This is a genomic window from Billgrantia aerodenitrificans, from assembly GCF_021404405.1.
Taxonomy (GTDB): domain Bacteria; phylum Pseudomonadota; class Gammaproteobacteria; order Pseudomonadales; family Halomonadaceae; genus Halomonas; species Halomonas aerodenitrificans.
In genome coordinates, this window is the sequence record NZ_JABFTV010000010.1 from 66,012 (window position 1) to 90,080 (window position 24,069).

The 24,069-nt window shown below is 64.3% G+C and carries 19 protein-coding genes; 8 read left to right on the forward strand and 11 right to left on the reverse strand.

The features are described from left to right. Nucleotides 1–47 precede the first annotated feature (47 nt). From HOP59_RS17990 to HOP59_RS18020, 7 genes are all read right to left on the reverse strand, one after another. Complete coding sequence (locus HOP59_RS17990; protein WP_010625732.1) at nucleotides 48–1,550, reverse strand: CoA-acylating methylmalonate-semialdehyde dehydrogenase; 1,503 nt, start codon at nucleotides 1,548–1,550, stop codon at nucleotides 48–50. A 34-nt stretch (nucleotides 1,551–1,584) separates the two neighbouring features. Then, on the reverse strand, nucleotides 1,585–2,487 hold the full coding sequence (gene iolE / locus HOP59_RS17995; protein ID WP_010625733.1) for a myo-inosose-2 dehydratase: 903 nt from the start codon (nucleotides 2,485–2,487) through the stop codon (nucleotides 1,585–1,587). A 78-nt stretch (nucleotides 2,488–2,565) separates the two neighbouring features. Then, a complete protein-coding gene (gene iolD / locus HOP59_RS18000) occupies nucleotides 2,566–4,413 on the reverse strand; it encodes a 3D-(3,5/4)-trihydroxycyclohexane-1,2-dione acylhydrolase (decyclizing) (RefSeq protein ID WP_010625734.1) in 1,848 nt (615 codons plus the stop codon). Between the two features lies 1 nt (nucleotide 4,414). Next, on the reverse strand, nucleotides 4,415–6,361 hold the full coding sequence (locus HOP59_RS18005) for a bifunctional 5-dehydro-2-deoxygluconokinase/5-dehydro-2-deoxyphosphogluconate aldolase (RefSeq protein WP_010625735.1): 1,947 nt from the start codon (nucleotides 6,359–6,361) through the stop codon (nucleotides 4,415–4,417). Between the two features lie 135 nt (nucleotides 6,362–6,496). Continuing rightward, nucleotides 6,497–7,384: an ATP-binding cassette domain-containing protein gene (locus HOP59_RS18010; RefSeq protein WP_010625736.1), complete on the reverse strand. Its 888-nt coding sequence runs from the start codon at nucleotides 7,382–7,384 to the stop codon at nucleotides 6,497–6,499. Beyond that, nucleotides 7,384–8,496, reverse strand: coding sequence for an ABC transporter permease (locus HOP59_RS18015; RefSeq protein WP_010625737.1), 1,113 nt, complete (start codon nucleotides 8,494–8,496; stop codon nucleotides 7,384–7,386). The genes HOP59_RS18010 and HOP59_RS18015 overlap by 1 nt, the downstream gene beginning before the upstream one ends. Nucleotides 8,497–8,534: 38 nt before the next feature. Beyond that, nucleotides 8,535–9,467 (reverse strand): sugar ABC transporter substrate-binding protein, encoded by a 933-nt coding sequence (locus HOP59_RS18020; RefSeq protein ID WP_010625738.1) that lies wholly within the window; start codon nucleotides 9,465–9,467, stop codon nucleotides 8,535–8,537. Nucleotides 9,468–9,666: 199 nt separating this feature from the next. On the opposite strand from HOP59_RS18020, the gene HOP59_RS18025 reads away from it, so the two are divergent. Genes HOP59_RS18025 through iolB form a run of 3 tightly spaced genes read left to right on the forward strand, consistent with a single transcriptional unit; the run spans nucleotide 9,667 to nucleotide 12,407 of the window. Beyond that, a complete protein-coding gene (locus HOP59_RS18025) occupies nucleotides 9,667–10,527 on the forward strand; it encodes a MurR/RpiR family transcriptional regulator (protein ID WP_234254832.1) in 861 nt (286 codons plus the stop codon). Between the two features lie 53 nt (nucleotides 10,528–10,580). Continuing rightward, nucleotides 10,581–11,576, forward strand: coding sequence for an inositol 2-dehydrogenase (gene iolG / locus HOP59_RS18030; protein WP_010625740.1), 996 nt, complete (start codon nucleotides 10,581–10,583; stop codon nucleotides 11,574–11,576). A gap of 18 nt (nucleotides 11,577–11,594) precedes the next feature. Then, complete coding sequence (gene iolB, locus HOP59_RS18035) at nucleotides 11,595–12,407, forward strand: 5-deoxy-glucuronate isomerase (protein ID WP_010625741.1); 813 nt, start codon at nucleotides 11,595–11,597, stop codon at nucleotides 12,405–12,407. 168 nt (nucleotides 12,408–12,575) lie between these two features. On the opposite strand, the gene gap is transcribed toward iolB, so the two are convergent. Further along, a complete protein-coding gene (gap, locus tag HOP59_RS18040; RefSeq protein ID WP_010625742.1) occupies nucleotides 12,576–13,598 on the reverse strand; it encodes a type I glyceraldehyde-3-phosphate dehydrogenase in 1,023 nt (340 codons plus the stop codon). A gap of 306 nt (nucleotides 13,599–13,904) precedes the next feature. Between gap and pyk the strand changes: the two genes are divergently transcribed. From pyk to pgi, 3 genes are read left to right on the forward strand one after another with little or no spacing between them, the layout of a single operon-like run. After that, on the forward strand, nucleotides 13,905–15,371 hold the full coding sequence (gene pyk, locus HOP59_RS18045; RefSeq protein ID WP_234254833.1) for a pyruvate kinase: 1,467 nt from the start codon (nucleotides 13,905–13,907) through the stop codon (nucleotides 15,369–15,371). Further along, nucleotides 15,368–15,844 (forward strand): methylglyoxal synthase, encoded by a 477-nt coding sequence (locus HOP59_RS18050; protein WP_234254834.1) that lies wholly within the window; start codon nucleotides 15,368–15,370, stop codon nucleotides 15,842–15,844. Before pyk ends, HOP59_RS18050 begins: the two co-directional genes overlap by 4 nt. Before the next feature lie 40 nt (nucleotides 15,845–15,884). After that, entirely contained in the window at nucleotides 15,885–17,549 is a 1,665-nt protein-coding gene (gene pgi / locus HOP59_RS18055; RefSeq protein WP_234254835.1) for a glucose-6-phosphate isomerase, read from the forward strand. A 52-nt stretch (nucleotides 17,550–17,601) separates the two neighbouring features. On the opposite strand, the gene crcB is transcribed toward pgi, so the two are convergent. Further along, nucleotides 17,602–17,994 (reverse strand): fluoride efflux transporter CrcB, encoded by a 393-nt coding sequence (gene crcB / locus HOP59_RS18060; RefSeq protein WP_234254836.1) that lies wholly within the window; start codon nucleotides 17,992–17,994, stop codon nucleotides 17,602–17,604. Continuing rightward, the gene (locus HOP59_RS18065; RefSeq protein ID WP_234254837.1) at nucleotides 17,991–18,383 is read right to left on the reverse strand and encodes a fluoride efflux transporter FluC; all 393 of its coding nucleotides are present in this window, start codon (nucleotides 18,381–18,383) and stop codon (nucleotides 17,991–17,993) included. The genes crcB and HOP59_RS18065 overlap by 4 nt, the downstream gene beginning before the upstream one ends. Nucleotides 18,384–18,674: 291 nt before the next feature. On the opposite strand from HOP59_RS18065, the gene HOP59_RS18070 reads away from it, so the two are divergent. Next, a complete protein-coding gene (locus HOP59_RS18070; protein WP_086511739.1) occupies nucleotides 18,675–20,984 on the forward strand; it encodes a mechanosensitive ion channel domain-containing protein in 2,310 nt (769 codons plus the stop codon). Between the two features lie 252 nt (nucleotides 20,985–21,236). Beyond that, entirely contained in the window at nucleotides 21,237–22,943 is a 1,707-nt protein-coding gene (locus HOP59_RS18075; RefSeq protein WP_234254838.1) for a potassium/proton antiporter, read from the forward strand. Here HOP59_RS18075 and HOP59_RS18080 read toward each other — a convergent pair. After that, on the reverse strand, nucleotides 22,937–24,001 hold the full coding sequence (locus HOP59_RS18080; protein ID WP_234254839.1) for an AI-2E family transporter: 1,065 nt from the start codon (nucleotides 23,999–24,001) through the stop codon (nucleotides 22,937–22,939). The two genes, HOP59_RS18075 and HOP59_RS18080, sit on opposite strands and share 7 nt — an antisense overlap. Nucleotides 24,002–24,069 lie beyond the last annotated feature (68 nt).

The following is a 24,069-nucleotide window of genomic DNA, read 5'->3' on the forward strand; positions in this document are numbered from 1 at the left end:
CGGGCTGGGATCCGACTCGGTGCGAAATGAGGGGGGTAGCAGCGCGATCAGTGGGTCGGCATGGTGAAGTGGTTGGTTTCCTCGCGAATGCCGCTGGGCCAGCGCTGGGTGACGGTCTTCATGCGGGTGTAGAAGCGCACACCGTCAGGGCCGTGCATATGTAGCGGACCGAACAGCGAGCGCTTCCAGCCGCCGAAGCTATGGAAGGCCATGGGTACCGGGATCGGCACATTGACGCCCACCATGCCTACCTGGATCTGTTCGCAGAACTGGCGTGCGGCATCGCCGTCGCGAGTGAAGATGGCGGTACCGTTGCCGTACTCGTGATCGTTGATCATCGTCACGGCGGCATCGAAGCTGGGCACCCGGGCGATGCAAAGCACCGGACCGAAGATTTCCTCGCGGTGGATGCGCATGCCCGGCTTGACGCGATCGAACAGGGTGCCACCAACGAAGTAGCCGTTGCCGGCCCCTTCGATGCGCGCCTCGCGGCCATCCACCACCAGCTCCGCTCCCTCATCCACGCCGACCTGGATATAACCAAGCACCTTCTTCAGATGCTCGCGAGTCACCAGCGGCCCCATATCGTTGTCGGGGCCATCCACCTGTCCCGGGCCGACGCGCAGCTTGTCGAGTTCCACCACCAGCTTCTCGCGCAGGCGCTCGGCGGTCTCCTCGCCTACCGGCACGGCCACCGATATTGCCATGCAGCGCTCGCCGGCGGAGCCATAGGCAGCTCCCATCAGGGCGCCCACGGCCTGGTCGAGATCGGCGTCGGGCATGATCACCATATGGTTCTTGGCGCCGCCCAGGGCCTGGACCCGCTTGCCATGGGCCGAAGCGGTGGCATAGATGTATTCGGCGATGGGAGTCGAACCGACGAAGCTGACCGCCTGCACCCGCTCGTCGGTAAGCAGCACGTCCACCGACTCCTTGTCGCCGTTGACCACGTTGAAGACACCGTCCGGAAGGCCGGCTTCCCCAAGCAGCTCGGCCAGCCGCATCGGCGTAGACGGGTCCTTCTCCGAAGGCTTCATGATGAAGGTATTGCCGCAGGCGAGCGAGATGGGGAACATCCACATCGGCACCATGGCAGGAAAGTTGAACGGTGAGATACCGGCGCAGACGCCCAGCGGCTGCATGAGAGAGTAGCTGTCCACCCCGGTGCCTACATTGAGCGAGTGCTCGCCCTTCAGCAGGTGCGGGATACCGCAGGCGAACTCGACCACTTCCAGGCCGCGGGTCAGCTCGCCCTTGGCGTCGGATAACACCTTGCCATGTTCGCTCGAGATCAGCCGCGCCAGCTCGTCGGCGTTGGCTTCCACCAGTTCCTTGAACCTGAACAGAATGCGCGCCCGCTTCAGCGGGGACACCCTGGACCATTGGGCGAATGCCTCCTGGGCCAGGCGAATCGCCTCGCGGGTCTCGTTGGCCGTGGCCAGAACGACCTGAGCGCTCTGCTCACCGGTGGCGGGGTTGTAGACAGGCGCAAAACGGCTGCTCTCGCCCTGGGCAACGCTGCCACCGAGGTAGTGGTGAATCTGATTCATGGAAGGCTGCTCTCTCGTGTCTGTCATCGGAAAATCAGTCGGCAACGGTGAATCCGGCCTGTTCGGCCAGAGCACGCAGGTTGCGATAGCCCATGCGGGCGTAGGTGAGCGGATGCGCCACTTCGGGGTCCTGCTCGGCCTCCACCACCAGCCATCCCCGGTAACCAGCCTCGTACAGGTGGGTCAGGGCCGGCAGGAAATCCACGTTTCCATCCCCGGGCACAGTGAAAAGGCCATCGAGCACCCCGTCCAGAAAGCTCTTGTCACGATTGCGAAGCTCTTCCAAGACCGGCAAGCGCAGGTCCTTGCAATGCACGTGATTGATCCGAGCGGCATAGCGTCGTGCCACTGCCAGAGGATCACCGCCGGCACCGCTCAGGTGGCCGAAGTCGAGCAGCAGGCCGACAGAATCGCCGGTGCTGTCGAGCATCCGCTCCACGTCCTGCTGGCTCTCCACCACGGTGCCCAGGTGGTGGTGGTAAGCCAGCTGTATCCCCTGCTCCTTGAGATAATCCCCCACCGCGTCGAGCCCCGTGGTCAATCGTTCCCAGTCGGCGTCGCTGAGCAGGGGGCGTCGGGACAGGGGTAGCGCCTGGTGACCATGGATACAGCGGCTCACCTCGCAGAACACCATCACCTTGGCGCCACAGGCCTTGAGCAGCCCGAGATGCTCCTGAATCGCGGCGATCTCCTCCTCGGGGCTGCGCTCCAGCAGCCGGGCGGAGTACCAGCCGGAGACCAGCTCCAGGTCATAGCGGCCCAGCACCCGGGAAAGCACTTCCGGGGTGCGGGGAAACTTGTTGCCGAGTTCGAAGCCTGCAAACCCGGCCTCGCGTCCTTCTTCCAGGCAGACCTCGAGCGGGGTGTCGGCTCCCAGGCTCGGCAGGTCGTCGTTGGTCCAGGTCAGGGGATTGATCCCCAGGCGTACGGTAGACATGACGTGCTCCTTGCGAGCGGGCCGCCCGGCCCGCCCATGGCTGAGTGAACGAGTGAGTCGCTGAGCGCCGCTGCGTACTCAGCGGTACTGGCGCCGTTTGGCCTCGCGGTAGCCGGCATAGGCCTCGCGCACCTGCTCGCGCTCGGAGACCTCGGGTACCGCCACCTCCCACCAGGCGCCACCCTCAGCGGTGCTGGGCCTCGGATCGGTATCCAGGGCGATGACGTAGGTCGTGTCGGCCTGGCGGGCACGTCGCAGCGCCTGTTCCAGCGCCTGGATACCTCTCACGCTCTCCGCCTGGCAGCCCAGCGCCCGGGCGTGGGCTGCGAAATCCAGCTTGGGTGCGCCTTGCGGCACCGTGCGACAATCCTCGAGCAGATTGTTGAAGCCGGCACCTCCGGTGGCCTGCTGCAGGCGGCTGATACAGCCGAAGCCGCGGTTGTCGAGCACCACCACGATCAGCTTGTGACCGAGCATCACCGAAGTGGCGAGCTCCGAGTTGTGCATCAGATAGGAGCCGTCGCCCACCATGACGAACACTTCGCGCTCGGGGTGTGCCATTTTGACCCCGAGGCCGCCGGCGATTTCGTAGCCCATACAGGAGAAGCCGTACTCCACGTGGTAGCTTCCCGGCCCTGCGGCCTGCCACAGCTTGTGCAGCTCGCCGGGCAGGCCGCCTGCGGCGCAAACTACCGTGCCGTCATCCCCCGCCTGGCGGTTGACCGCGCCGATCACCTGGGCATCGGTGGGTAGCTCGCGTCCCTCATCGGCAGTTACACGGCTCACTACCTCAGCCCATTCACGCTTGAGGCTACCGGCCTGCTCCCGCCAGGCATCGCCGGCCCGCCACTCCCCCAGACCGGCATCCAGCGCCGCGAGGCCGTCGAGGGCGTCGCCGGTCAGCGGCAGGGCGTGATGCTTCAGGCTGTCGAAGCGGCCCACATTGAGGGCCACCAGGGAAAGATCTTGGCGCTCGAAGAGCGCCCGGGAGCCGGTGGTGAAGTCCTGCAGCCGGGTGCCCACAGCGAGAATGACGTCTGCCTGCTCGGCGAGCCGGTTGGCGGCAGCGCTGCCAGTGACGCCGATGGCCCCCACCGCGCAGGGATGGGCATCAGGCAGTGCGCCCTTGCCGGCCTGGGTCTCGGCGACCGGGATGCCGCGCATGCGGGCCAGTTCTGCCAGGCGCTCGCAGGCCCCAGCATAATGCACGCCGCCCCCGGCAATGATCAGCGGGCGCTCGGCCCGAGCCAGGGTGATGAGGGCTTCCTCCAGCTCGTGGGGGTCCGGCTGGGGACGCCGAATCCGGTGCACCCGAGGCGTGAAGAAATGCGCCGGATAGTCGTAGGCAAAGGTTTGAACGTCCTGGGGCAGTGCCAGGGTCGCGGGGCCGCAGTGTTCGGGGTCGAGCAGGATGGCGATGGCCTGGGGCAGGCTGGTCAGCAGTTGTTCGGGACGGGTGATGCGGTCGAAGAAGCGCGACACCGGGCGGAAGCAGTCATTGACCGTGATGCCGGGGTCACCGAAGTGTTCCACCTGCTGCAGCACCGGGTCGGGTTCGCGGGTAGCGAAGGTATCCCCCGGCAGCAGTAGGATCGGAAGACGGTTGGCATGGGCCAGGGCCGCAGCGGTCACCATATTGGTAGCCCCCGGCCCGATGGAACTGGTGGCCGCCATCAGGCGCCGCCGGCCGTTGGCCTTGGCGAAGGCGATGGCAGCGTGGGCCATGGTCTGCTCATTGTGGGCACGCAGGGTCGGCAGCCTATCCTGAGCGTGATAGAGCGCCTCGCCGAGGCCGGCCACGTTGCCGTGACCGAAGATGGCGAAGATCCCTTCGAACAGCGGGAGCTCGCGCCCCTGATGCTCGATGCGCTGGGCCGCCAGGTACTTGACCAGGGCCTGGGCCATGGTGAGTCGAAGAGTACGCATCTCAGGCTTCCTCCAGTTGGGGGGCGGTGCTGCGCAGGCGTCGCCACGCCTGGATCAGTTCGGCATAGTTGTCGGCAACCCGGCTTACCAGGGTGGCATCGTCAATGCGCCCGGCCAGCCACTCGCGGCTGGCTGCGGCGAAAAGGGTGCGACCCACGGTGAAGCCCTTGCAGCGCGCCTGGCGCGCGGCGCAGCCGAAGCCGCGCTTCATCTCCTCCATGGGGGCATCCAGGCCCAGCAGCACGACCCCTCGACAGTGAGGATCCTGGGCATCGATGATCCGCCCCACGGCCCGCCACGCAGACTCGGACATGGCCGGCAGCTTCCACCAGTCGGGACGAATACCCAGGTTGTAGAGACGCTGCAGACTGCGCGGCAGGGTGGTGTCATCCTGCGGCATGCCGGCCGGCGGAATAACCTCCACCAGCAGCTCCAGGCCGTTGTCGCAGGCCGAGCGGTAGAGCTGGCGCAGACGCGCCTCCTGCTCCAGACGCAGGCCAATGGCATCGTCCGGGTGATAGAACACCAGGCACTTGATGATGTGCTCGGCGGGCCAGTGGCGCAGGCAGCTGCCCAAATCGTCACCATGCTGGAAGCGCAGCGGGCGAGAGCCGGGCAGCTCCACCGGGCGGCCGATCCACCAACCGCGCCCCGACGCCTCGCTGAGGGCATCCTGACCGAGCACGTCGTCCACCAGGATGGCCGGCTTGGCCAATCCACAGCGCCGCCCCCCCTCCTCCGCCGCTTGTACCAGCAGGCGCTTGAGCTGCGGCAGACACGCCGGGTCGGCGTGCTCTTCGCGGGCCATGTCGGTAAGCTGGCGGCGGTGGTCGAAGGCCAGGCCGCACACCTCGGGCCACGCGGTGGGCACTCTAGTGGTGACACGATGCAAGTGGTTGAGACGTTCGTCTCCGTCGGGGCGGGGCACCTCATCACGGCGCTCCAGGTAATCGAACAGCTCCTCCTCGGTGGGCATGGCCGGTGCACAGCCATGGCGAGAAACCACTAGCGCCCCGCAGGCATTGGCGTAGCTGGCACTGGTCGCCCAACCCTCGCCGCGCAGCCAGCCTCGCAAGAGACCGCTCATGAAGGCGTCACCGGCCCCCAGCACGTTGAGTACCTCGACCGACACGCCACGAACCAGGATGCCTTCCTCGATCCGCGCGGGAATCTCGCCCTCGATTACCACACAGCCCAGGGGCCCGAGCTTACAGACCAGGGTGGCAGCGCTGATCCGGCGCACCGCTCGCAGCGCCGCCAAAGTATCGGTGCTGCCACCGGCGATGTGGAACTCCTCCTCGGTGCCGACAATCAGATCGAAGTCGCCGAGCCACTGCTGCAGGTCGCCGGTGACCCTCTCATCGGCCACGAAGCGAGTTTCACCGTCGCCCGGCGCAGTAAGGCCCCACAACACCGGTCGATAGTCGATATCGAGCACCCGCTTGACGCCATGGGCGACGGCTGCGTCCAACGCCTTGCGGCAGGCAAGCCGCGTCGTCTGGGTCGAGAGATGGGTGCCGGTGATGGCCAGCGCCCGGGCTCGCCCGATGAAAGCTGGATCGATTGCCCTATGATCGATGGCCATGTCGGCGCAGTCCCGCCGGTAGAAGAGCAGCGGAAAGGTGTCGCGATCCTTGAGCGCCAGCAGTACCAGGCCGGTGTGGCGCTCTGGATCGGTCTGCAAGGCCGAGGTGTCGACCCCTGCGCGCTGCAACTCCTCGCGCACGAAGTTGCCCATCTGCTCATTGCCGACCCGCGACAGCATCGCCGACTTGAGCCCCAGCCTCGCCGTACCGTAGGCCACATTGCCGGAGCTGCCGCCCAGGTATTTGGCGAAGCTGGTAACATCCTCAAGGCGGCTACCGACCTGTTCCGCATAGAGGTCGACGGCGACGCGGCCCAAGCAGATCAGATCCAGGGGGCGGTTGTCGGTGTTAACATCTTGCATGGCGTTCCTCCGCGTCGCGTGTCGTCTGGCGCCCAGCAGGCTGGGTGGTCAGACAGCATCCGTCGAGCACTGCGCCGACGTTCCATTCACAGGGTGGATAATGCGGACCAGGCCCGGGCCTGCTCTGCCGCTCTCTTAATAACCGCCGGCCAGGCGAGCCTGGGACCGGGAGGAAGGGGCGGTGGCTGCGGATGATGCATGCGCTTTTCGAGGCGACCCCCGTGACTCCTGATCGCTGCGCTGAAACTCGGCCAGTTCGGCATCGAGACTCTCGAGCTCGGCACCTCCGGCCATCATGTTGAGCACCTCCTCGCGGCTCACCTCCTCCTTGCGGAAGGTGCCCAGGCTCGAGCCACGCTTCAACAGAGTGAAAGCGTCGGCGACCGGGTAGGCATGATGAACGTTATGCGTGATGAAGATCACCGCCAGCCCATCGGCCCTAGCCTTGGCGATATAGCGCAGCACCACCGAAGCCTGCTTGACCCCCAGCGCCGAAGTCGGCTCATCGAGTATCAGCACCTTGGCCCCGAAATAGACCGCTCGGGCGATGGCTACGCACTGGCGCTCGCCGCCGGAAAGGGTGCCCACCGGCTGAGTCGGGTCACGCACGTCGATGCCGATCTTAGCCATCTCCTCCATGGCGACCCGGTCAGCGTACTTCCAGTCGATGCGCTTGAAAGGCCCCCAACCCACGGTGGGTTCGCGCCCCATGAAGAAGTTGCGTGTGATCGACATCAGCGGAATCATTGCCAGGTCCTGAAAGACCGTGGCAATACCGGCATCCAGGGCATCCGCTGGCGATGTGAAGTCGGCGGGCCTGCCATCCACCAGGAACTCTCCCTGCGTGGGCGGATGCACGCCGGAAAGCGTCTTGATCAGAGTCGACTTGCCGGCACCGTTGTCCCCTAGCAAGCACATCACCTCGCCGCTGTGGACTTTCATTGAGATATCGCTCAGAGCAATGACGCTGCCGAAGTGCTTGTGCACACCGCGCATCTCTATCATCGGGGTCTGGGTGCTCATCAGTGGGCCTCCAGTGCTTTCTTGCGCACGAAATTGTTGAACAGCACGGCCACCAGCAGCATCGCGCCGAGGAAGACTTGGAACCAGTCGGTGTTGACGCCGGTATAGAAAATGCCCATCTGGACCACACCGAAGATCAGCGCACCGAAGGAAGCACCGATGGCGGAGCCGTAGCCGCCGGTGAGCAACGCCCCGCCGATCACCACGGCAATGATCGCTTCGAGCTCCTTGAGCATGCCGCGCATACTGTCTGCCGAGCCGGTGTCCATGACCTGCAGAGCGGCGTAGACGGTGGCGCAGAAGGCGGTGAACATGAACAGGGTTATCTTGACCAGGTTGACCGGCACACCCACGTTACGCGCGGCGTTCTTGTCACCACCACAGGCGAAGATCCAGTTGCCGAAGCGGGTCCCCAGCAGCACCCAAGTGGCCAAGGCCGTCAAGCCGACCCACCACACCACGGCGACCGGAATGCCGGACACCACCGGGTTGCCGGCGAAATTGGTAGCCAGCAAGCCGACCTCCGCTAACCACTGGAAAAGACTCGCCCCCACCACACCGGAAAAGAGTGGCGCCAGCCAGTCGCCGGCCATGGTCTCGTGAATGCCACCGATCTGGGTACGCCCGGTGAACAGCCGCGGCAGGCCGATGGCCAGGCCTCGCAAGATGAACAGAAAGCCCAGGGTGACGATGAAGGAAGGCAGGCCCGTCCTGACCACCAACCAGCCGTTGATCGCCCCCACCAGCAAAGCACTGGCAAAGGCGAACAACAGGGCAGCCCACAGCGGCCAGCCGTACTGCACGGCGGGAATCGCAATCAGAATGCCAGCAAAACCGATCATCGAACCGATGGAAAGGTCGAACTCGCCACCTATCATCAGCAGGGCGGCAGCCACTGCGATGATGCCGAGCTGAGCCGAGACCTCGAGAAAGTTGATCATGCCCCGGGCCGTGAACATGCCGGTACCGGCGGCGACGACGCTGAAGAAGGCGATCACCAGGATGGCGCCTGCCACGGCGCCAAACTCAGGGCGACTCAGCGCCTTTTTCAGCGGACTGGCCTTCTTCAACCGCTCGTCATCTGACATTTGCTTGGCAGAGGTAGCTGTCATGGTAGGAGTCTCCAGAGGTGATTAACGAGACATCCGCCTCAGCGGATGCCGCGTTCGGTCAGCTCGATGACCTGTTCGGCAGTCTCAGGGGTGACAAAGGCAGGCCCGGTGAGCAGGTCGGTAGCCGGCATCAGCAGGTGCTTGACGTACTGATTGATGGTCACGACGCCTTGATAGCCCTGCAGGTAGGGCTGCTGGTCGATAGCGAAATCCATGTCTCCCGCCGCCACCGTCTGCAGAATGCGCGGTGAGAGATCGAAGGTACCGAACTGCAGCTGCCCTAGAGCGCCTTCGCTGCGCAGAGCCTCGATCACCGGCTCGGTGCTCAGCGGCCCAAGGCCGAGGATGGCGTCTACTTCACGATTCTGGTCGAGGTATGCGATCAAGGAGTTGCGAATTTCGGTAGGGTCAATGGTAGTGGCCAGTTGGGAGGCATTGCCCCCGAACCCCTCCAGAAAACCCTCACAGCGCTGGTCGAGGCCCACATTGCCCTGCTCGTGGTTGACGCATAGCCCATGGCTGGCACCGTTCTCGATCATGCGCTCGGCGGCCATCTTGCCGGCCAGATGTTCGTCCATGCCGATATAGAGATCGGCACCGTAGTCTCGGGCCACATGCCCCCCGGAGTTGATCACCACGACCGGTATTCCTTCGTCCTTAGCCCCCTGCATCAAGCTGCCCATGGCATCGGGGCTGGTCAGCGTCAGAATGATGCCATCAGGCTCGGAAGCAATGGCCGCTTCGAGCAGCTGTCGCATGCGTGCCACGTCGAAGGTGGTAGGCGCGCGATACTCCAGACGCACACCAAGCTCATCGGCGGCATCCTCAGCCCCCGTCTTGACGATGGACCAGAAGGGATCGGCAGCCTGGCCGTGGGTGATCATGATGTAGCGCTGGCTGTCGGCCTGGGCGGCGGCGCTGAGCAGAGTCGCTGTGGCCGAGGCGGCCAGCAGATAGGAGAGACGTGCCATGGTGGTTTCCTCGCGGTTGTCGTTATGTGGTGCTCGCTAGGTGAAACGCATTTACGGCATGAAATATAGATTCCACCCTCCGGGTAAATCAAATCATTTATTCCATACTTTGGTTTAAATGGAATTTTCATTCCAATACACCTAGACTGCTCACTAAGCATTCGAGCCAGCCCCATGCGACGGCAAGGAACCAGGACAAATGACCACACCCCAGGACTTCGACGAGTTGGAGGCACGTATCACGACGGACTACCCGTCGCTAAGCCGGCGCCTACAACAGACGGCTCGCTTCCTGCTTGACCACCCTCAGGAGGTGGCATTCGCCACCGTGGCAAAACTTGCCGAGCAGGCCGGGGTCACCCCCTCGACTCTGATCCGCTTTGCCAACAGCTTCGGCTTCAAGGGTTTCTCGGAGATGCAACAGCTGTTCCGCACACGGCTAGTGGACGAACTGCCCAACTACACCGAGCGGATCCGTGCGGTGCGCAGCGCCACTGGCGAGACACCCGACAGCACCCAACTGCTGTGGGAGTTCGCCGATGCCAATCGAGAGGTCTTGGAGCAGTTGCCGGGGCGCATCGATCCCCGCCAGTTGGAACAGGCCCTGGACATCTTCGAACGAGCCCAGGCGGTCCATGTGATGGGCGCCCGGCGCAGCTTCGTGGTGGCCAGCTATATGACCTATGCGCTGCACCACATCGACAAGAGAACTGTGCTGGTCAACGGCCTAGGTGGGATGTACGGCGAACAGGTACGCGCCATCGGCAGTCAGGACGCCCTGCTGGTGATCAGCTTCTCGCCCTATGCGGAAGAGAGTCGGCAGGTGGCGGAGGCTGCCAGGGAACGCGGCCTACCCCTGGTAGTGATCACCGATTCCAACCTGAGCCCGCTGGCCCGTCTGGCCGACGTAGCGCTGGTCGTGCACGAAGCCGAGGTCAAGAGCTTCCGCGGCCTCACCGCCTCGTTCTGCTTGGCTCAGACCCTGGCCATCTCATTGGGTGTACGTCAGGACAAGGCGCGTGATCGACTTCCCGCTGGAGACACCGCCGGACGGGCCTGATATTGCCCTGTTCACGGCTCGCTTCGACCAACCACAACTCATCAGGAGCCACCATGAAAATTGCCCTGATCGGCGCCGGTCGCATCGGCAAGGTGCATGCGTTTTCCATTGGCCAGCACCCAGCCGTGACGCTAGCCGCCGTTAGCGACTGCCACGCACCCGCCGCCGAGGCACTGGCCGCCCACTATGGCACCCGAGCTCTGAGCGCCGAGGCTATCTTCGCCGATAGCGACATCGATGCCGTGCTGATCGCCTCCAGCACTCCAACCCACGCCGAGTATTTGGAGCAGGCAGCCCGTGCCGGCAAGGCGATCCTCTGCGAGAAGCCCATCGCCCTGGATCTGGACCGCACCCGGGTGGCCTTGCAGGTGCTTGAAAGCCACCCCGTCACCTGTGCCCTGGGTTTCAACCGCCGACACGACCCCCAGTTCGCCGCCCTCAAGAAGGCACTGATGGAGGGTCGCATCGGCACTCTCGAAACGCTGACCATCATAAGCCGCGATCCAAGCCCACCCCCGGCGGAGTATGTCGGCGCCTCCGGCGGCCTGTTCCGTGACATGACGATCCACGACTTCGACATGGCCCGCTGGCTGCTCGACGAGCCCATCAGCCATGTCCACGCCGAGGGCAGCTGCCTGATCGACCCTGCCATTGGCGAGGCCGGCGATGTGGACACCGCCATGCTGACCCTGACCACTGTCAGCGGCCGGCTTTGTCATATCGGCAATTCGCGCCGCGCCTGCTATGGCTATGACCAGCGCATCGAGGCCTTCGGCAGCGAGGGTATGCTGCAAGCCCAGAACGAGAGCGAGACCCGCCTGCGCTTCACCGGCGAACCGGGCCAGGTAGAGGAGAAACCCAAGTGGTTCTTCCTGGAACGCTACGCCGAGGCCTACAGCCGCGAAATCGGCGACTTCGTCGAGGCATGGCAGACACAGCGCCCTCCACTTGCCGGCGTCAACGACGGCCTGGAGGCTCTGCGCCTGGCCGAGGCCGCCGAACGTTCGCTGAAGGAGGGCCGCCGCATCGCCCTCGACGACATTCACTGAATGCCACAGGAGCGCCCCATGACGTCACTACTGGTACACCCCCACGAGCCCGACGCCCAGGGCAAGGTGCTGGAGGTCACCCCGCAATCCGCCGGCTGGGAGCACGTCGGCTTTCGCGTGCACGAGCTAGCTCGTGGCCAGCGCCTAGAAGCCAATACCGAGGATCGCGAGCACTGCCTGGTGCTGCTCTCCGGCCGCGCCACCGTGACCAGCGGTGAGCATCGCTGGGAAGAAATCGGCAAGCGCATGGACATCTTCGAGAAGATCCCGCCCTATGCCGTCTACCTGCCGAATGGCGTGAGCTACAGCGTCGAAGCTACTACCGACTTGACGCTGGCAGTCTGCAGCGCTCCGGGGTTCGGCAGCCACCAGCCGCGACTGATCGCCCCGGAACAGATCAAGCGCAGCACCCGTGGCAGCGGCACCAACACCCGCCATATCCAGGACATCCTGCCGGAAACCGAGCCGGCGGATAGCCTGCTGGTGGTGGAGGTCTACACGCCGGCAGGCAACTGGTCGAGCTATCCGCCTCACAAGCATGACACGGACAACCTGCCCGAGGAGTCGGTCCTCGAGGAGACCTATTACCACCGCGTGAACCCGTCTCAGGGCTTCGCCTTCCAGCGGGTCTATACCGATGACCGCTCCCTGGACGAAACCATGACGGTGGAGAACGGCTGCTGCGTGATGGTGCCGTACGGTTATCACCCGGTGGGTGCCGCCCACGGCTACGAGCTCTACTATCTCAATGTAATGGCCGGACCCAAGCGGGCATGGAAGTTTCAGAACGACCCTGCCCATGAGTGGATCGTCGAGCAGCAAAGCAGTTGAGAAAAGCTGTGGCCCGGCAGCACCGGTCTGACCGTCTCTATCACCAAGCCCTCAGCTAGCCCCAAGCCAAGCGAAGCGGCGGGGTCAGCAAAATCTGAATGGTCGAGCGCCGGCGCGAATCTTCGCTCCGGCGCTCACGGTTCCGGCCACTCGGTCCGTATCGACGTGTCAGGCCGCTTCGCGCTTGGCATCGCCCGCGGCATGCATGGCCAGCGCCGTGTCGAGCATGCGGTTGGAGAAGCCCCATTCGTTGTCGTACCAGGCCATCACCTTGACCAGGCGACCGTTCACCCGGGTGTGGTTGCTGTCGAAAGTGGAAGAGTTGGCGTCGTGGTTGAAGTCGATGGAAACCAGCGGCTGGGCGTTGACCGCCAGCACCGGCGAGGCCTCGGCGGCCTTGGCGAGGATCTCGTTGATCTCTTCTCTGGTGGTGTCGCGTCCGGCGGTGAACACCAGATCCACCAGCGAGACGTTGATCACCGGCACCCGCACCGCCAGGCCGTCGAACTTGCCCTTCAGTTCCGGCAGCACCAGCCCCACCGCGGCAGCAGCGCCGGTCTTGGTCGGGATCATCGAGTGAGTGGCACTGCGCGCCCGGTAGGGGTCGCTGTGGTAGACGTCGGAGAGGTTCTGATCGTTGGTGTAGGCGTGCACCGTGGTCATTAGGCCATTCTCGATACCCACCGTATCGTTGAGCGCCTTGGCCACCGGCGCCAGACAGTTGGTGGTGCAAGAGGCGTTGGAGACCACCTTGTGCTCGGGCTTCAGCACCTGCTCGTTGACCCCGAACACGATAGTGGCGTCGGCGTCCGGGCTCGGCGCCGAGATGAGCACGCGCTTGGCCCCCGCCTCGAGATGCTTGGCGGCGGCCTCACGCTTGGTGAACAGGCCGGTGCACTCCATCACCAGGTCCACGCCCAGCGTCTTCCACGGCAGTGCGCCCGGATCGCGCTGGGAGAAGATGGCAATACGGTCGCCGTCCACGCTGAGGCTCTCCTCGTCGTGCTCCACCTTGAACGGAAAATGGCCGTGCACGGTGTCGTGGCGCAGCAGGTGGGCGTTGAGCGCGGGATCGCCCAAGTCGTTGATGGCGACGATCTGGACCTGCTTGCGATAGCCGTTCTCGTACAGAGCGCGCAGCACGTTGCGGCCGATGCGACCGAATCCGTTGATGGCGATCTTGAGCGTCATGGTGGGTGTCCTCCGTAAGCAGTGTTGTCGGTATGGAGACGAGCCGATAGGTGATAACTCCAAATGTGACGCAGCAGGGCGACAGACTCAAGATTTTTTTAGTAACTTTACAACATAAAGAATGAGCCCCTCGTTCGCTACGGCACTGAAGATTCATATCATTTTCGCTTTCATGCTCGCGAAAATGTCGCCAACCCCGGCATTGCTCCGCAGTTGACGGTTTCTTTCCTCGCCGCTTTTTGTAGTAATATTACCTTGTTAGCGTTACCGTATACGAACAATACGCCACCTCGCCGGAGGAACCCCATGTCACCCCAGTCGCCACATACCCCCATCCGCCGCACCAAGATCGTTGCCACCCTGGGCCCGGCCAGCGATCGCGAGGGCATGCTGGAAGCCATGATCCGCACCGGCGTCGACGTGGTGCGCCTCAACTTCTCCCACGGCAGCGCCGCCGACCACCGCCGCCGCCTGATCGCCGTGCGTCAGATTGCCGACCGCCTGGGGCGCAGCGTGGCCGCCCTGGGCGACCTGCAGGGGCCCAAGATTCGCATCGCCCGCTTTCGTGACGGCGCCGTGACCCTCGAGGTGGGCCAGCCCTTCGTGCTCGACATGGCGCTGGACAGCGACGCCGGCGACGCCAGCCGCGTCGGCTGCGACTACAAGCAGCTGATCGACGACGTCGCCCCCGGCGACCGCCTGCTGCTCGACGACGGCCGCCTGGTGCTCGACGTCGAGCGCATCGAGGGGCAGCAGGTGCATACCGTCGTGGTCACCGGCGGCAAGCTCTCCAACAACAAGGGCATCAACAAGCAGGGCGGCGGGCTCTCGGCCCCGGCCCTCACCGACAAGGACAAGGCCGATCTCGAAACCGCCATCGAGATCGGCGTCGACTATCTGGCCGTCTCCTTCCCGCGCCACGCCGAAGACATGCGCGAAGCCCGTCGCCTGCTCGGCGAAGCGGGCAAGGAGATCGGCCTGGTCGCCAAGCTCGAACGCGCCGAGGCGGTGGCCGACGACGAAACGCTCAACGGTATCATCGAGGCCAGCGAGGCGGTGATGGTGGCCCGCGGCGATCTCGGCGTGGAGATCGGCGACGAGAAACTGATCGGCATGCAGAAGCGCATCATCAAGCGCGCCCGCACCCTCAACCGTGCGGTGATCACCGCCACCCAGATGATGGAGTCGATGATCGGCTCGCCGCTGCCCACCCGCGCCGAGGTGTTCGACGTCGCCAACGCCGTGCTCGACGGCACCGACGCGGTGATGCTCTCCGCCGAAACCGCCGCCGGCGACTACCCGGTCGAGACCCTCGAAGCGATACGTCGGGTGTGCCTCGGCGCCGAGCGCGAGCGTGTGGCTCAGGAGTCGGGGCACCGCATCCACGAAGGCTTCTCGCGCATCGACGAGACCATCGCGCTGTCCGCGATGTACGCCGCCAACCACCTCACCGGGGTGGCCGCCATCGCCTGCATGACCTCCACCGGTTACACGCCGCTGATCGCCTCGCGCATCCGCTCGGGGCTGCCCATCGTCGGGCTGGCCCACAGCCCCATCGCCCAGCGGCGCATGGCGCTCTACCGCGGGGTGGTCTCGCTGCCGTTCGACACCAGTGCGATGGCGGCCAGCGAACTCAACGACCGGGCGCTGGCGCTGCTGGTGCAACAGGGGATTGCCGAACCGGGGGATCATGTCATCCTGACCCGGGGCGATCACATGAACGCCCACGGTGGAACCAATACCCTGAAGATTCTCGAGGTAGGCCAACCATGACCGACAACCGCCCCCAGCGCAGCGTGCGCCGTACCCTGCCGGCACGCAAGCGCATCGCCCTGATCGCCCACGACGGCAAGAAGGCCGAACTATTGGAGTGGGCCACACGCTGGCGCGATACCCTGGCCAGGCATGAGCTGGTCGGCACCGGCACCACGGCGGGGCGCCTCTCGGCCAGCCTGGAACTCGCGGTGGAAGGCTTGATGAGCGGCCCGTTGGGGGGCGACCAGCAGATCGGGGCGCGCATTACCGAGCAGCGCCTCGACCTGCTGATCTTCTTCTGGGACCCCTTCGCACCCCAGCCCCACGACCCGGACGTCAAGGCGCTGCTGCGCCTGGCGGCGCTGTGGAACGTACCGGTGGCGTGCAATGCGGCCAGCGCCGATTTCCTGGTCAGCTCGCCCTGGCTCGACCAGCCCTACGAGATGGCCATTCCCGACGCCGAGGCCTGGGTGGCCTCACGCAACCCCTGACAACGAGATGGCGGGCCGCGCCCGCACGTGCGAGGAAACCATGTTCCATCTGACCCGCAGCGTCACCTGGCAGGCTCTCCAACGGCTGCAGCAGGCCACCGCCCAAGACCGCATCAGCGACTATTTTGCCGCCGACCCGCAGCGCTTCGACAAGATGAGCCTGCGCGTCGGCGGGCTGTTCCTCGACTACTCCAAGCATCACGTCTCCGAGGCGGTGCTGGCCAAGCTGCTCGAACTGGCCGACCACTCGGCGCTGGTGCAGCGCCGCGCCCAGATGTTCTCCGGCGACATCATCAACGTCACCGAAGACCGCCCGGTGCTGCACACCGCCCTGCGCAACCTCGGCGAGGGCCCGCTTATGGTCGACGGCAAGGACGTGATGCCCGAGATCCAACGCACCCGCGAGCAGATCAGGCTGTTCTCCGAGGCGGTGCGCAGCGGCGAGTGGCGCGGCTACAGCGGCGAGCGCATCCGCGACGTGGTCAACATCGGTATCGGCGGCTCGGACCTCGGCCCCAACATGGCCTGCCGGGCGCTTCTCAAGTACCGCCACAGCGAGCTCAATTTCCACTTCGTCTCCAACGTCGACGGCACCCATATCCAGAAGGTGCTCAAGCGGCTCGACCCGGCCACCACGCTGTTCATCGTCTCGACCAAGACCTTCTCCACCCAGGAGACGCTGCTCAACGCCAAGACCGCCCGCCGCTGGTTCCTCGACAATGCCGGCGAGGGTGCCGACGTGGGCGCTCACTTCGTCGCCGCCTCGACCAACAGCAAGGCGGCCATGGAGTTCGGCATCCGCGAGGAGAACGTGTTCGAGTTCTGGGCCTGGGTCGGCGGCCGCTACTCGATGTGGTCCTCCATAGGCCTGCCCATCGCGCTCTCCATCGGCTTCGATGGCTTCATGGAGATGCTAGAGGGCGCCTATGCCATGGACCAGCACTTCATCGAGGCCCCCAACGCCCGCAACATGCCGGTGCTGATGGCGCTGATCGGTATCTGGTACATCAACTTCCTCGGCGCCGAGACCCAGGCCATCGTGCCTTACGACCAGGCACTGCATCAGCTGCCGGCCTTCCTGCAGCAGCTCGACATGGAGTCCAACGGCAAGTCGGTGGACATCTTCGGCCATCCGGTGAACTACAAGACCGGGCCCATCGTCTGGGGCCAGACCGGCTCCAACGGCCAGCACGCCTTCTTCCAGTTGCTGCACCAGGGCACCCGCTACGTACCCATCGACTTCATCGCCTCGCTCAAGCCCGAGCCCGGCGTCGAGGAGCACCACTTCGCCCTGCTCACCAACATGCTGGCCCAGGCCAACGCCTTCATGATGGGCAGCCAGGAGGGTAGCCAGCTCGACCCCTACAGCTGCCCCGGCAACCGCCCCTCCAGCGTGCTGCTGCTCGACGAGCTGACGCCGCGCAATCTCGGTGCGCTGATCGCGCTCTACGAGCACAAGGTGTTCGTGCAGGGGGTGATCTGGAACATCAACTCCTTCGATCAGTGGGGGGTGCAACTGGGCAAGCGCATCGCCGGCGAGATCAGCGAGCGCATCGACGAGCGCAGCCAGGAGTTCGATGCCTCGACCCAGGGCCTGCTGGCGCTGGTGCGCGAGCACTTCCGCTCCGCCCCCGAGACGGAGGAGACGGTGGAGCCGGCCAAGACCGGCAAAGCGGAGAAGAAGGTGGCAAAGGCCAGGCGCTGACAGCGCCGGAGAAAAAGGGAGACAGCGCCGCAGGGAGCCAGGCGCGGGCCCGTCAGGCGTGACGGGCTCGCACGAAGCGGTCGCCCCACCAGGCCGCTGCCAGCCACAGCGGAACGCTGAGCAAGACGTAGAGCAGCGCCAGGCCGGGGCGGCCGAGTTCGAGCAGGAAGAGCGTCTCCAGGCTGAACAGCGAGAAGGTGGTGAAGCCGCCGCAGAAGCCGGCCACCAGGAACGGCTGCCAGCGCGCCACTCTGCCGCCGACCCGCAGGGCAGCATAAGCGGCGAAGGCGGCGATCAGCCACGAGCCCAGCAGGTTGACCGCCAGCGTGCCCCAGGGGAAGGCCGGGCCTAGCGTGGCATGGGTGGCCAGCGATACCAGATAGCGCAGCGTCGTGCCCAAGGCGCTGCCCAGCCCCACCGCCGCATAGGCGCGCCAGCCGTTCATGTCAGTCGCCCCGTCAGCCACCAGCCAAACGCTGCCAATGCCAGCCCGGCTACCAGGGTGACGGCAACGTTGCCGATCGCCCCCCGGCGGTGGCCGCTCTGCCACAGGGTCAGGCTCTGCAGGCTCAGCGAAGAGACGGTGGTATAGCCGCCCAGCAGGCCGACGACCAAAAACAGCCAGCCGCCCGTCATCTCGCCCCCTCGGGCCAGGCCGAACCAGCCGGCCAGCGCACCGGCCAGCAGCGCCCCGCTGAGATTGACGAACAGAGTGCCCCAGGGAAAGGCGGTACCCACCCACCTGGCAAACAGGTTGGTGATTGCCAGGCGTGCCATGCCACCCAAGGCACCGCCCGCTGCTACCATTAGCACTAGCCCCACGCTCGCATTCATGCGCCTCTCTCGTCGCTGTCGCCAGCCGATGCTAGCCGACTCGGGTGGCCGAGACAAAAAGAAAGCCACCCAGGGGATGGGTGGCGAAGAGGGATGTCGAACTTGGTGCAGGGAATCGCGCCACAAGGGGGATGGCGCAGGTTAAATATTACACAACAATCAAATGATGTACAATAGCTGAATAAGAAAGCCGGGCGTGCAGCACAAGCATTCGTTCCTCACGCCTTGAACCCGTATGATTGGCTCAGTACGCTTCGCTGCCCGCCGACACGCCCGAAATGGAGGACCTGCGTGATTGCCCAACGGATTCTTGCCTGCCTACTGGTCTGGCTATCTATCGCCCTGCTGGCGTCTTCGCCGGCCTTGGCGCAACCCGCCGACAACGGCGCCGCTCCGGCCCCTGAAGTACTGGCCGAGCTGCTCGAGAACGAGCAGACCCGTCAGCAGCTGATCGAACATCTGCGTCGTCAGGCTGCCGCCGACCCGGGGCTGGCTGCCGAACCGGATGGCGCGATATCGCTGCCCAGGCAGCTGGCCGAAATGACTAGTCGCGTCGTCAGCGATATCGGTGGCGAGATGCGCAACCTGTTCGACGTGGTGGCCGGCCTGTTCACCGCCGAGACCGACACCACCGCCATCGACTGGGGCGACTTTCTCACTGCGGCGATCAACCTGGGGCTGGTCATCGCCGCCACCTTCGCCCTGTTCATGGTATTCCGCCGCTTTGAGCGGCCACTCTTCGTTCGCTTGAGCCATTGGAAACAGCAGAAAGGTGGGCTCAATCCCACCATTCGACTCGTTCTAGGGGTACTGGCCGCTGCCGTTGCCGACGTGCTGGTGGTGGCGCTGGCCTATGTGGGCGGCAACCTGATCGCCACCTTCGCCGTGGGCGAGACCGGCGAACTCTCGACCCGCGCCTCGCTGTTCCTCAACGCCTTCTTGATCATCGAGCTGATCAAGGCGGCCGTTCGCATGCTGTTCGCCTCGCGCTACGAGGGGCTCAGGCTGCTGCCCATCTCGGCGGCCGAGGCCTCCTACTGGAACCGCTGGCTGGCCCGGCTGATCGGCCTGGTCGGCTACGGCCTGCTGGTGGTGGCGCCACTGACCAGCGTCTATCTGGCCCCGACCATGGGCCAGGCGGTCGGCGTGCTGATCATGTTCGGCGCCTTCATCTATGCCGTGGCAGTGGTGCTGAAGAACCGCCTGCGCATCCGCGATGAGCTGAATGCCATGGCGGCGCGCTCCGACTTCACCGCGACCCGGGTCACCCTGCAGTTGTTCGCACGCACCTGGCACCTCTTTGCTTTGCTCTATTTCCTGATAGTGCTGGTGCTGACCCTGACGCGCCCGGTCGATGCGCTGCCTTTCGTTCTGATTGCCACCCTGCAAACCTTGGCGGTGGTGATCGTAGGCATGCTACTTTCCAACCTGCTGACCCACTCCATCGGACGGCGTATCCGCCTCTCCGACGACCTGCGTCGCAAACTGCCGCTGCTCGAGCCACGGCTCAACAGCTACGTGCCCAATGCGCTGCGGTTCATCCGCACGATCATCCTCATCGTCGTGGTGCTGCTGATACTTAATGCCTGGGGCGCCTTCGACCTGGCCGCCTGGTACGCCTCCGAAGCCGGCCGAAGCGTAGTGGCCATGGTCGCCAGCGTAGCCACGATTCTGGCCCTGGCCGTTGCCGTATGGCTGGCACTAGCCAGCCTGATCGAGCACAAGCTCAATCCGGAGACCGGTACCGGTGAGCCCGATGCCCGCGCCAAGACGCTGCTGACCCTGTTCCGCAATGCGCTGGCCATTGCGCTGATCACCATGACCGGGATGATCGTGCTGTCGGAGATCGGCATCAATATCGGCCCACTGATCGCCGGTGCCGGGGTGCTGGGTCTTGCCATCGGCTTTGGCGCCCAGAGGCTGGTGCAGGACATCATCACCGGCATCTTCATTCAGGTGGAGAACGCCATGAATACCGGCGACGTGGTCTCGGTGGGCGGCATCACCGGCACCGCCGAGCGGCTCAGCATTCGCTCGGTTGGCATCCGCGATCTCGCCGGCACCTACCACATCGTGCCCTTCTCCAGCGTGGATACCGTCTCCAACTTCATGCGTGATTTCGGCTACCACGTCGGCGAATACGGCATCGCCTACCGCGAGAACATCGACGAAGCGATCATCGCCTTGCGCGAGGCATTCGATGAACTGGCCGCCGACGAGACCCACAAGATGAACATCGTGGCACCGCTGGAGGTGGCTGGCGTCACGGCTCTGGCAAACAGCTCGGTAAATCTTCGCGTGCGCATCAAGACCACGCCCGGCACTCACTGGGGCATCGGTCGCGCCTACAATCGCCTGGTCAAACTGCACTTCGACGCCAGGGGCATCGAGATTCCCTTCCCGCACACCACGCTCTACTTCGGCCAGGACAAGACCGGCTCGGCCCCGCCCGCCAACCTGCGGGTCATGCAGCAGGACTTCACCATCGACGGCAGCCCCGCGGGCCAACCCAAATCGGAAGATAGCCATACCGACGACCGCTACGACCCCAGGGCAAGACCCAATCCGAAATTCAAAGGGGATTTCGACGAGGAAACCTGACCTTCCACACCTCGGCGGATGAGCTACTGGTGTAGTCATCCGCCATAGCGACTGCCTTTTTAAGCGCGCCCCGGCAACTGCCGACAGCGACTTCAGCCAGGCTTGCCCAACAAAGCTGCACTCGTTATATTAATCAACCACTTAAAATCAAAGCGCACGTTAAACCACAGTGCATTCATAAACGCTACTCACATACACGGGCTTATGGACAAGGATATGAGTCTCTGATAGCGCCGACTCGGGGCCTAGCGAATGGACACTATCAACACCCTGTTTCTACTTTCCGGCTCCTTGCTGGCGCTGAGCATCCTGGCCAGCCGGCTCTCCTCCCTGTTCGGCTTGCCCTTGCTGGTTCTCTTCCTCGCCTTGGGCATGCTGGCAGGCGAGCAGGGCCTGCTTGGCATTCGCTTTGACGATTATCCCCTCGCCTTTACCATCGGCCACCTGGCATTGGCGCTGATCCTATTGGACGGTGGCCTTCGCACCCGCCTTTCGACCTTTCGCTCGGCCTTCAAGCCGGCTCTCTCGCTGGCCTCCATCGGAGTCTTTCTCACCAGTGGCATCACCGGCCTGATCGCCATGTGGGTCTTCGACCTCAGCTTGATCGAGGGACTGCTGATCGGTGCCATCGTCGGCTCTACCGATGCGGCTGCCGTCTTCTCGATGCTGAGCGGAAAAGGCGTGAACCTCAACGAACGGGTCGGGGCGACGCTGGAGATCGAGTCAGGTACCAACGACCCGATGGCGATATTCCTCACTATCATGCTGATTGAAGTGCTGGTCGGGGATATCGGGGGAGTAGTGGAAACCACGCTTTTCTTCTTCCAGCAGTTCGGTGTCGGAGTGGCAATGGGGGTCGCGGGTGGCTGGCTGATCGCGCGCTTCATGCGCTGGGTCGACCTGGAGCCCGGCCTCTACTCGCTTCTCGCCCTCGCTTTGGGCTTCTGCGTCTTCGGTCTGACTAGCGTCGCGGGTGGCAGCGGCTTCCTGGCCATCTATCTTGCCGGCTTGATGATCGGCAACCAGCCGGGCAAGCACTTGAATTTCATACTGCCCGTCAATGACGGCCTGGCTTGGCTCAGTCAGATAGGCCTGTTCCTGGTGCTGGGCCTACTGGTCAATCCCACCGACCTACTCGAGTATGCCTTACCGGCCACCATCGTGGGACTGGCCCTGATCTTCGTGGCGCGCCCGCTGGCCGTAGTGCTCACGATCAAGCCTTTCTTCAAGTTCCGCTGGCACGAAATCGGCTTCATCTCCTGGGTCGGGCTGCGTGGCGCGGTGCCCGTCGTTCTGGCGATCTTTCCCGTAATCGGCGGAGTCGAGAACGCCTCGCTCTACTTCAACGCAGCCTTTGCCGTGGTACTGATGTCGCTGCTGATCCAAGGCGGCACCATTCCCTTGATGGCCCGTCTGCTGAAGGTCGAGGTACCGCCGGGGGTGACACCCGAACAGCGCGGGCCGCTCGGCATCCTACCGGAGGACGATTACGAGTTGTTCGTCTATCGGGTCGAGAACCAAGCGCTGGACGATGTGCCAATCCGTATGCTGCGCTTTCCCTCCGGGGCCTTGATTTCGGCGCTATTCCGCGAGCGCGACATGCTCCATCCCAAGGGCAGCACCCGTCTACAGCTTGACGACGTAGTCTGCGTGATTGGCCGCAACCATGATCTGCCGGCGTTGAACAAGCTGTTCAGCGGCGAGAAGCGCCTGAAGAAAGCCCAGGAATTCTTCGGCCCCTTCGTGATTGACGCTGAGGCCCGCATGGCCGATATCGCCAAGGCGTATGGGCTCTCGGTGACGCCCGGCGAGGGTGACGTTTCGCTTGGTGATTTCATCTCCAAACGCGTAGGCGGCCATCCGGTAGTGGGCGACGACGTCAGTTGGCATGGCATCCACTGGGTGGTCAGCGAGGTGGCGGGCGACAAGGTGCTCAAGGTAGGGGTACGCTTCTATTGAGCCGGCGCTTGCCTTGGCCAGGCCAACCACAGCGCCTTGACCAGGGTGGCCAGGGGAATCGAGAAGAACAGCCCCCAAAAGCCCCAGATGCCGCCAAAGAACAGCACCGCCACGATGATAGACACGGGATGCAGGTTCACCGCTTCGGCGAACAGCAGCGGCGCCAATACGTTACCGTCCAGCGCCTGGATCACGCCGTAGGCCAGGATCACGTAGAGAAAGGGCTGGGTGAGACCAAAGTGGAAGCCCGCCACGGCGGCAACGGGAAGGGTGACGACGGCAGCACCGATATACGGAAGCAGCGTCGAGAGCCCTACCAGGATGCCCAGCAGCAGCGCATAGGGCAGCCCGAACAGGGCAAAAGTGGCATAGCTGACCGTGCTGACGATGAGGATCTCGAGCGCCTTGCCCCTCACGTAGTTGCTCAACTGCACCTCCATTTCCGCCCAGACCTGGCTCATCAAGGTGCGCTTCTCCGGTAGGAAGGGCAGGAAGAAGCCCAGCAGCACTGCGCGATCCTTGAGCAGGAAGAACACCAGGATCGGTACCAGCACCAGATAGATGATGAGCGCCATGACATTACCCAGCGAAGCCAGCGACAGCGCCAACAGCCGCTGGCCGAGCTGGGTGGCCTCGCGTCCGGCCATGGCGGTCCACACCTGCATCTGCTCAGGGCTCACCAGATTGGGGAAGCGCATCTCCAGTTGCCCCAGCAGCTCCTGGCCCTGACCGACGATGTAGGGGATCTCCTGCACCAGGGCAGTCAGCTGTGACCACACCAGCGGAATCAGCAGTAGCACGACCTTGAGCAGCAGCCCGATGAACACCACGAAGACCGTGATCACCGCCGTCAGGTGCGACATGCCCCGCCGCGTGAGCCGCGTTACCGCCCCCTGTAGCAGAAAGGCGAGCACCAGTGCCGTGAGGAAAGGCGCCAGCATGCGCCCCAGCCAGAGTACGGTGGCAAAGCCGACGATGAGCAGGACGAGCAGGATCACCGCCTGTTCGTCGGAAAAGTATCGGGACGTCCAGCGCTGCCAGACCTGCTTGAGTGCCACGGTGTCCTCCTGCGACACGGGAAAGGGGCGCCGTGGCGCCCCTTACGTTGCCTTGCGACGGTTTGAAG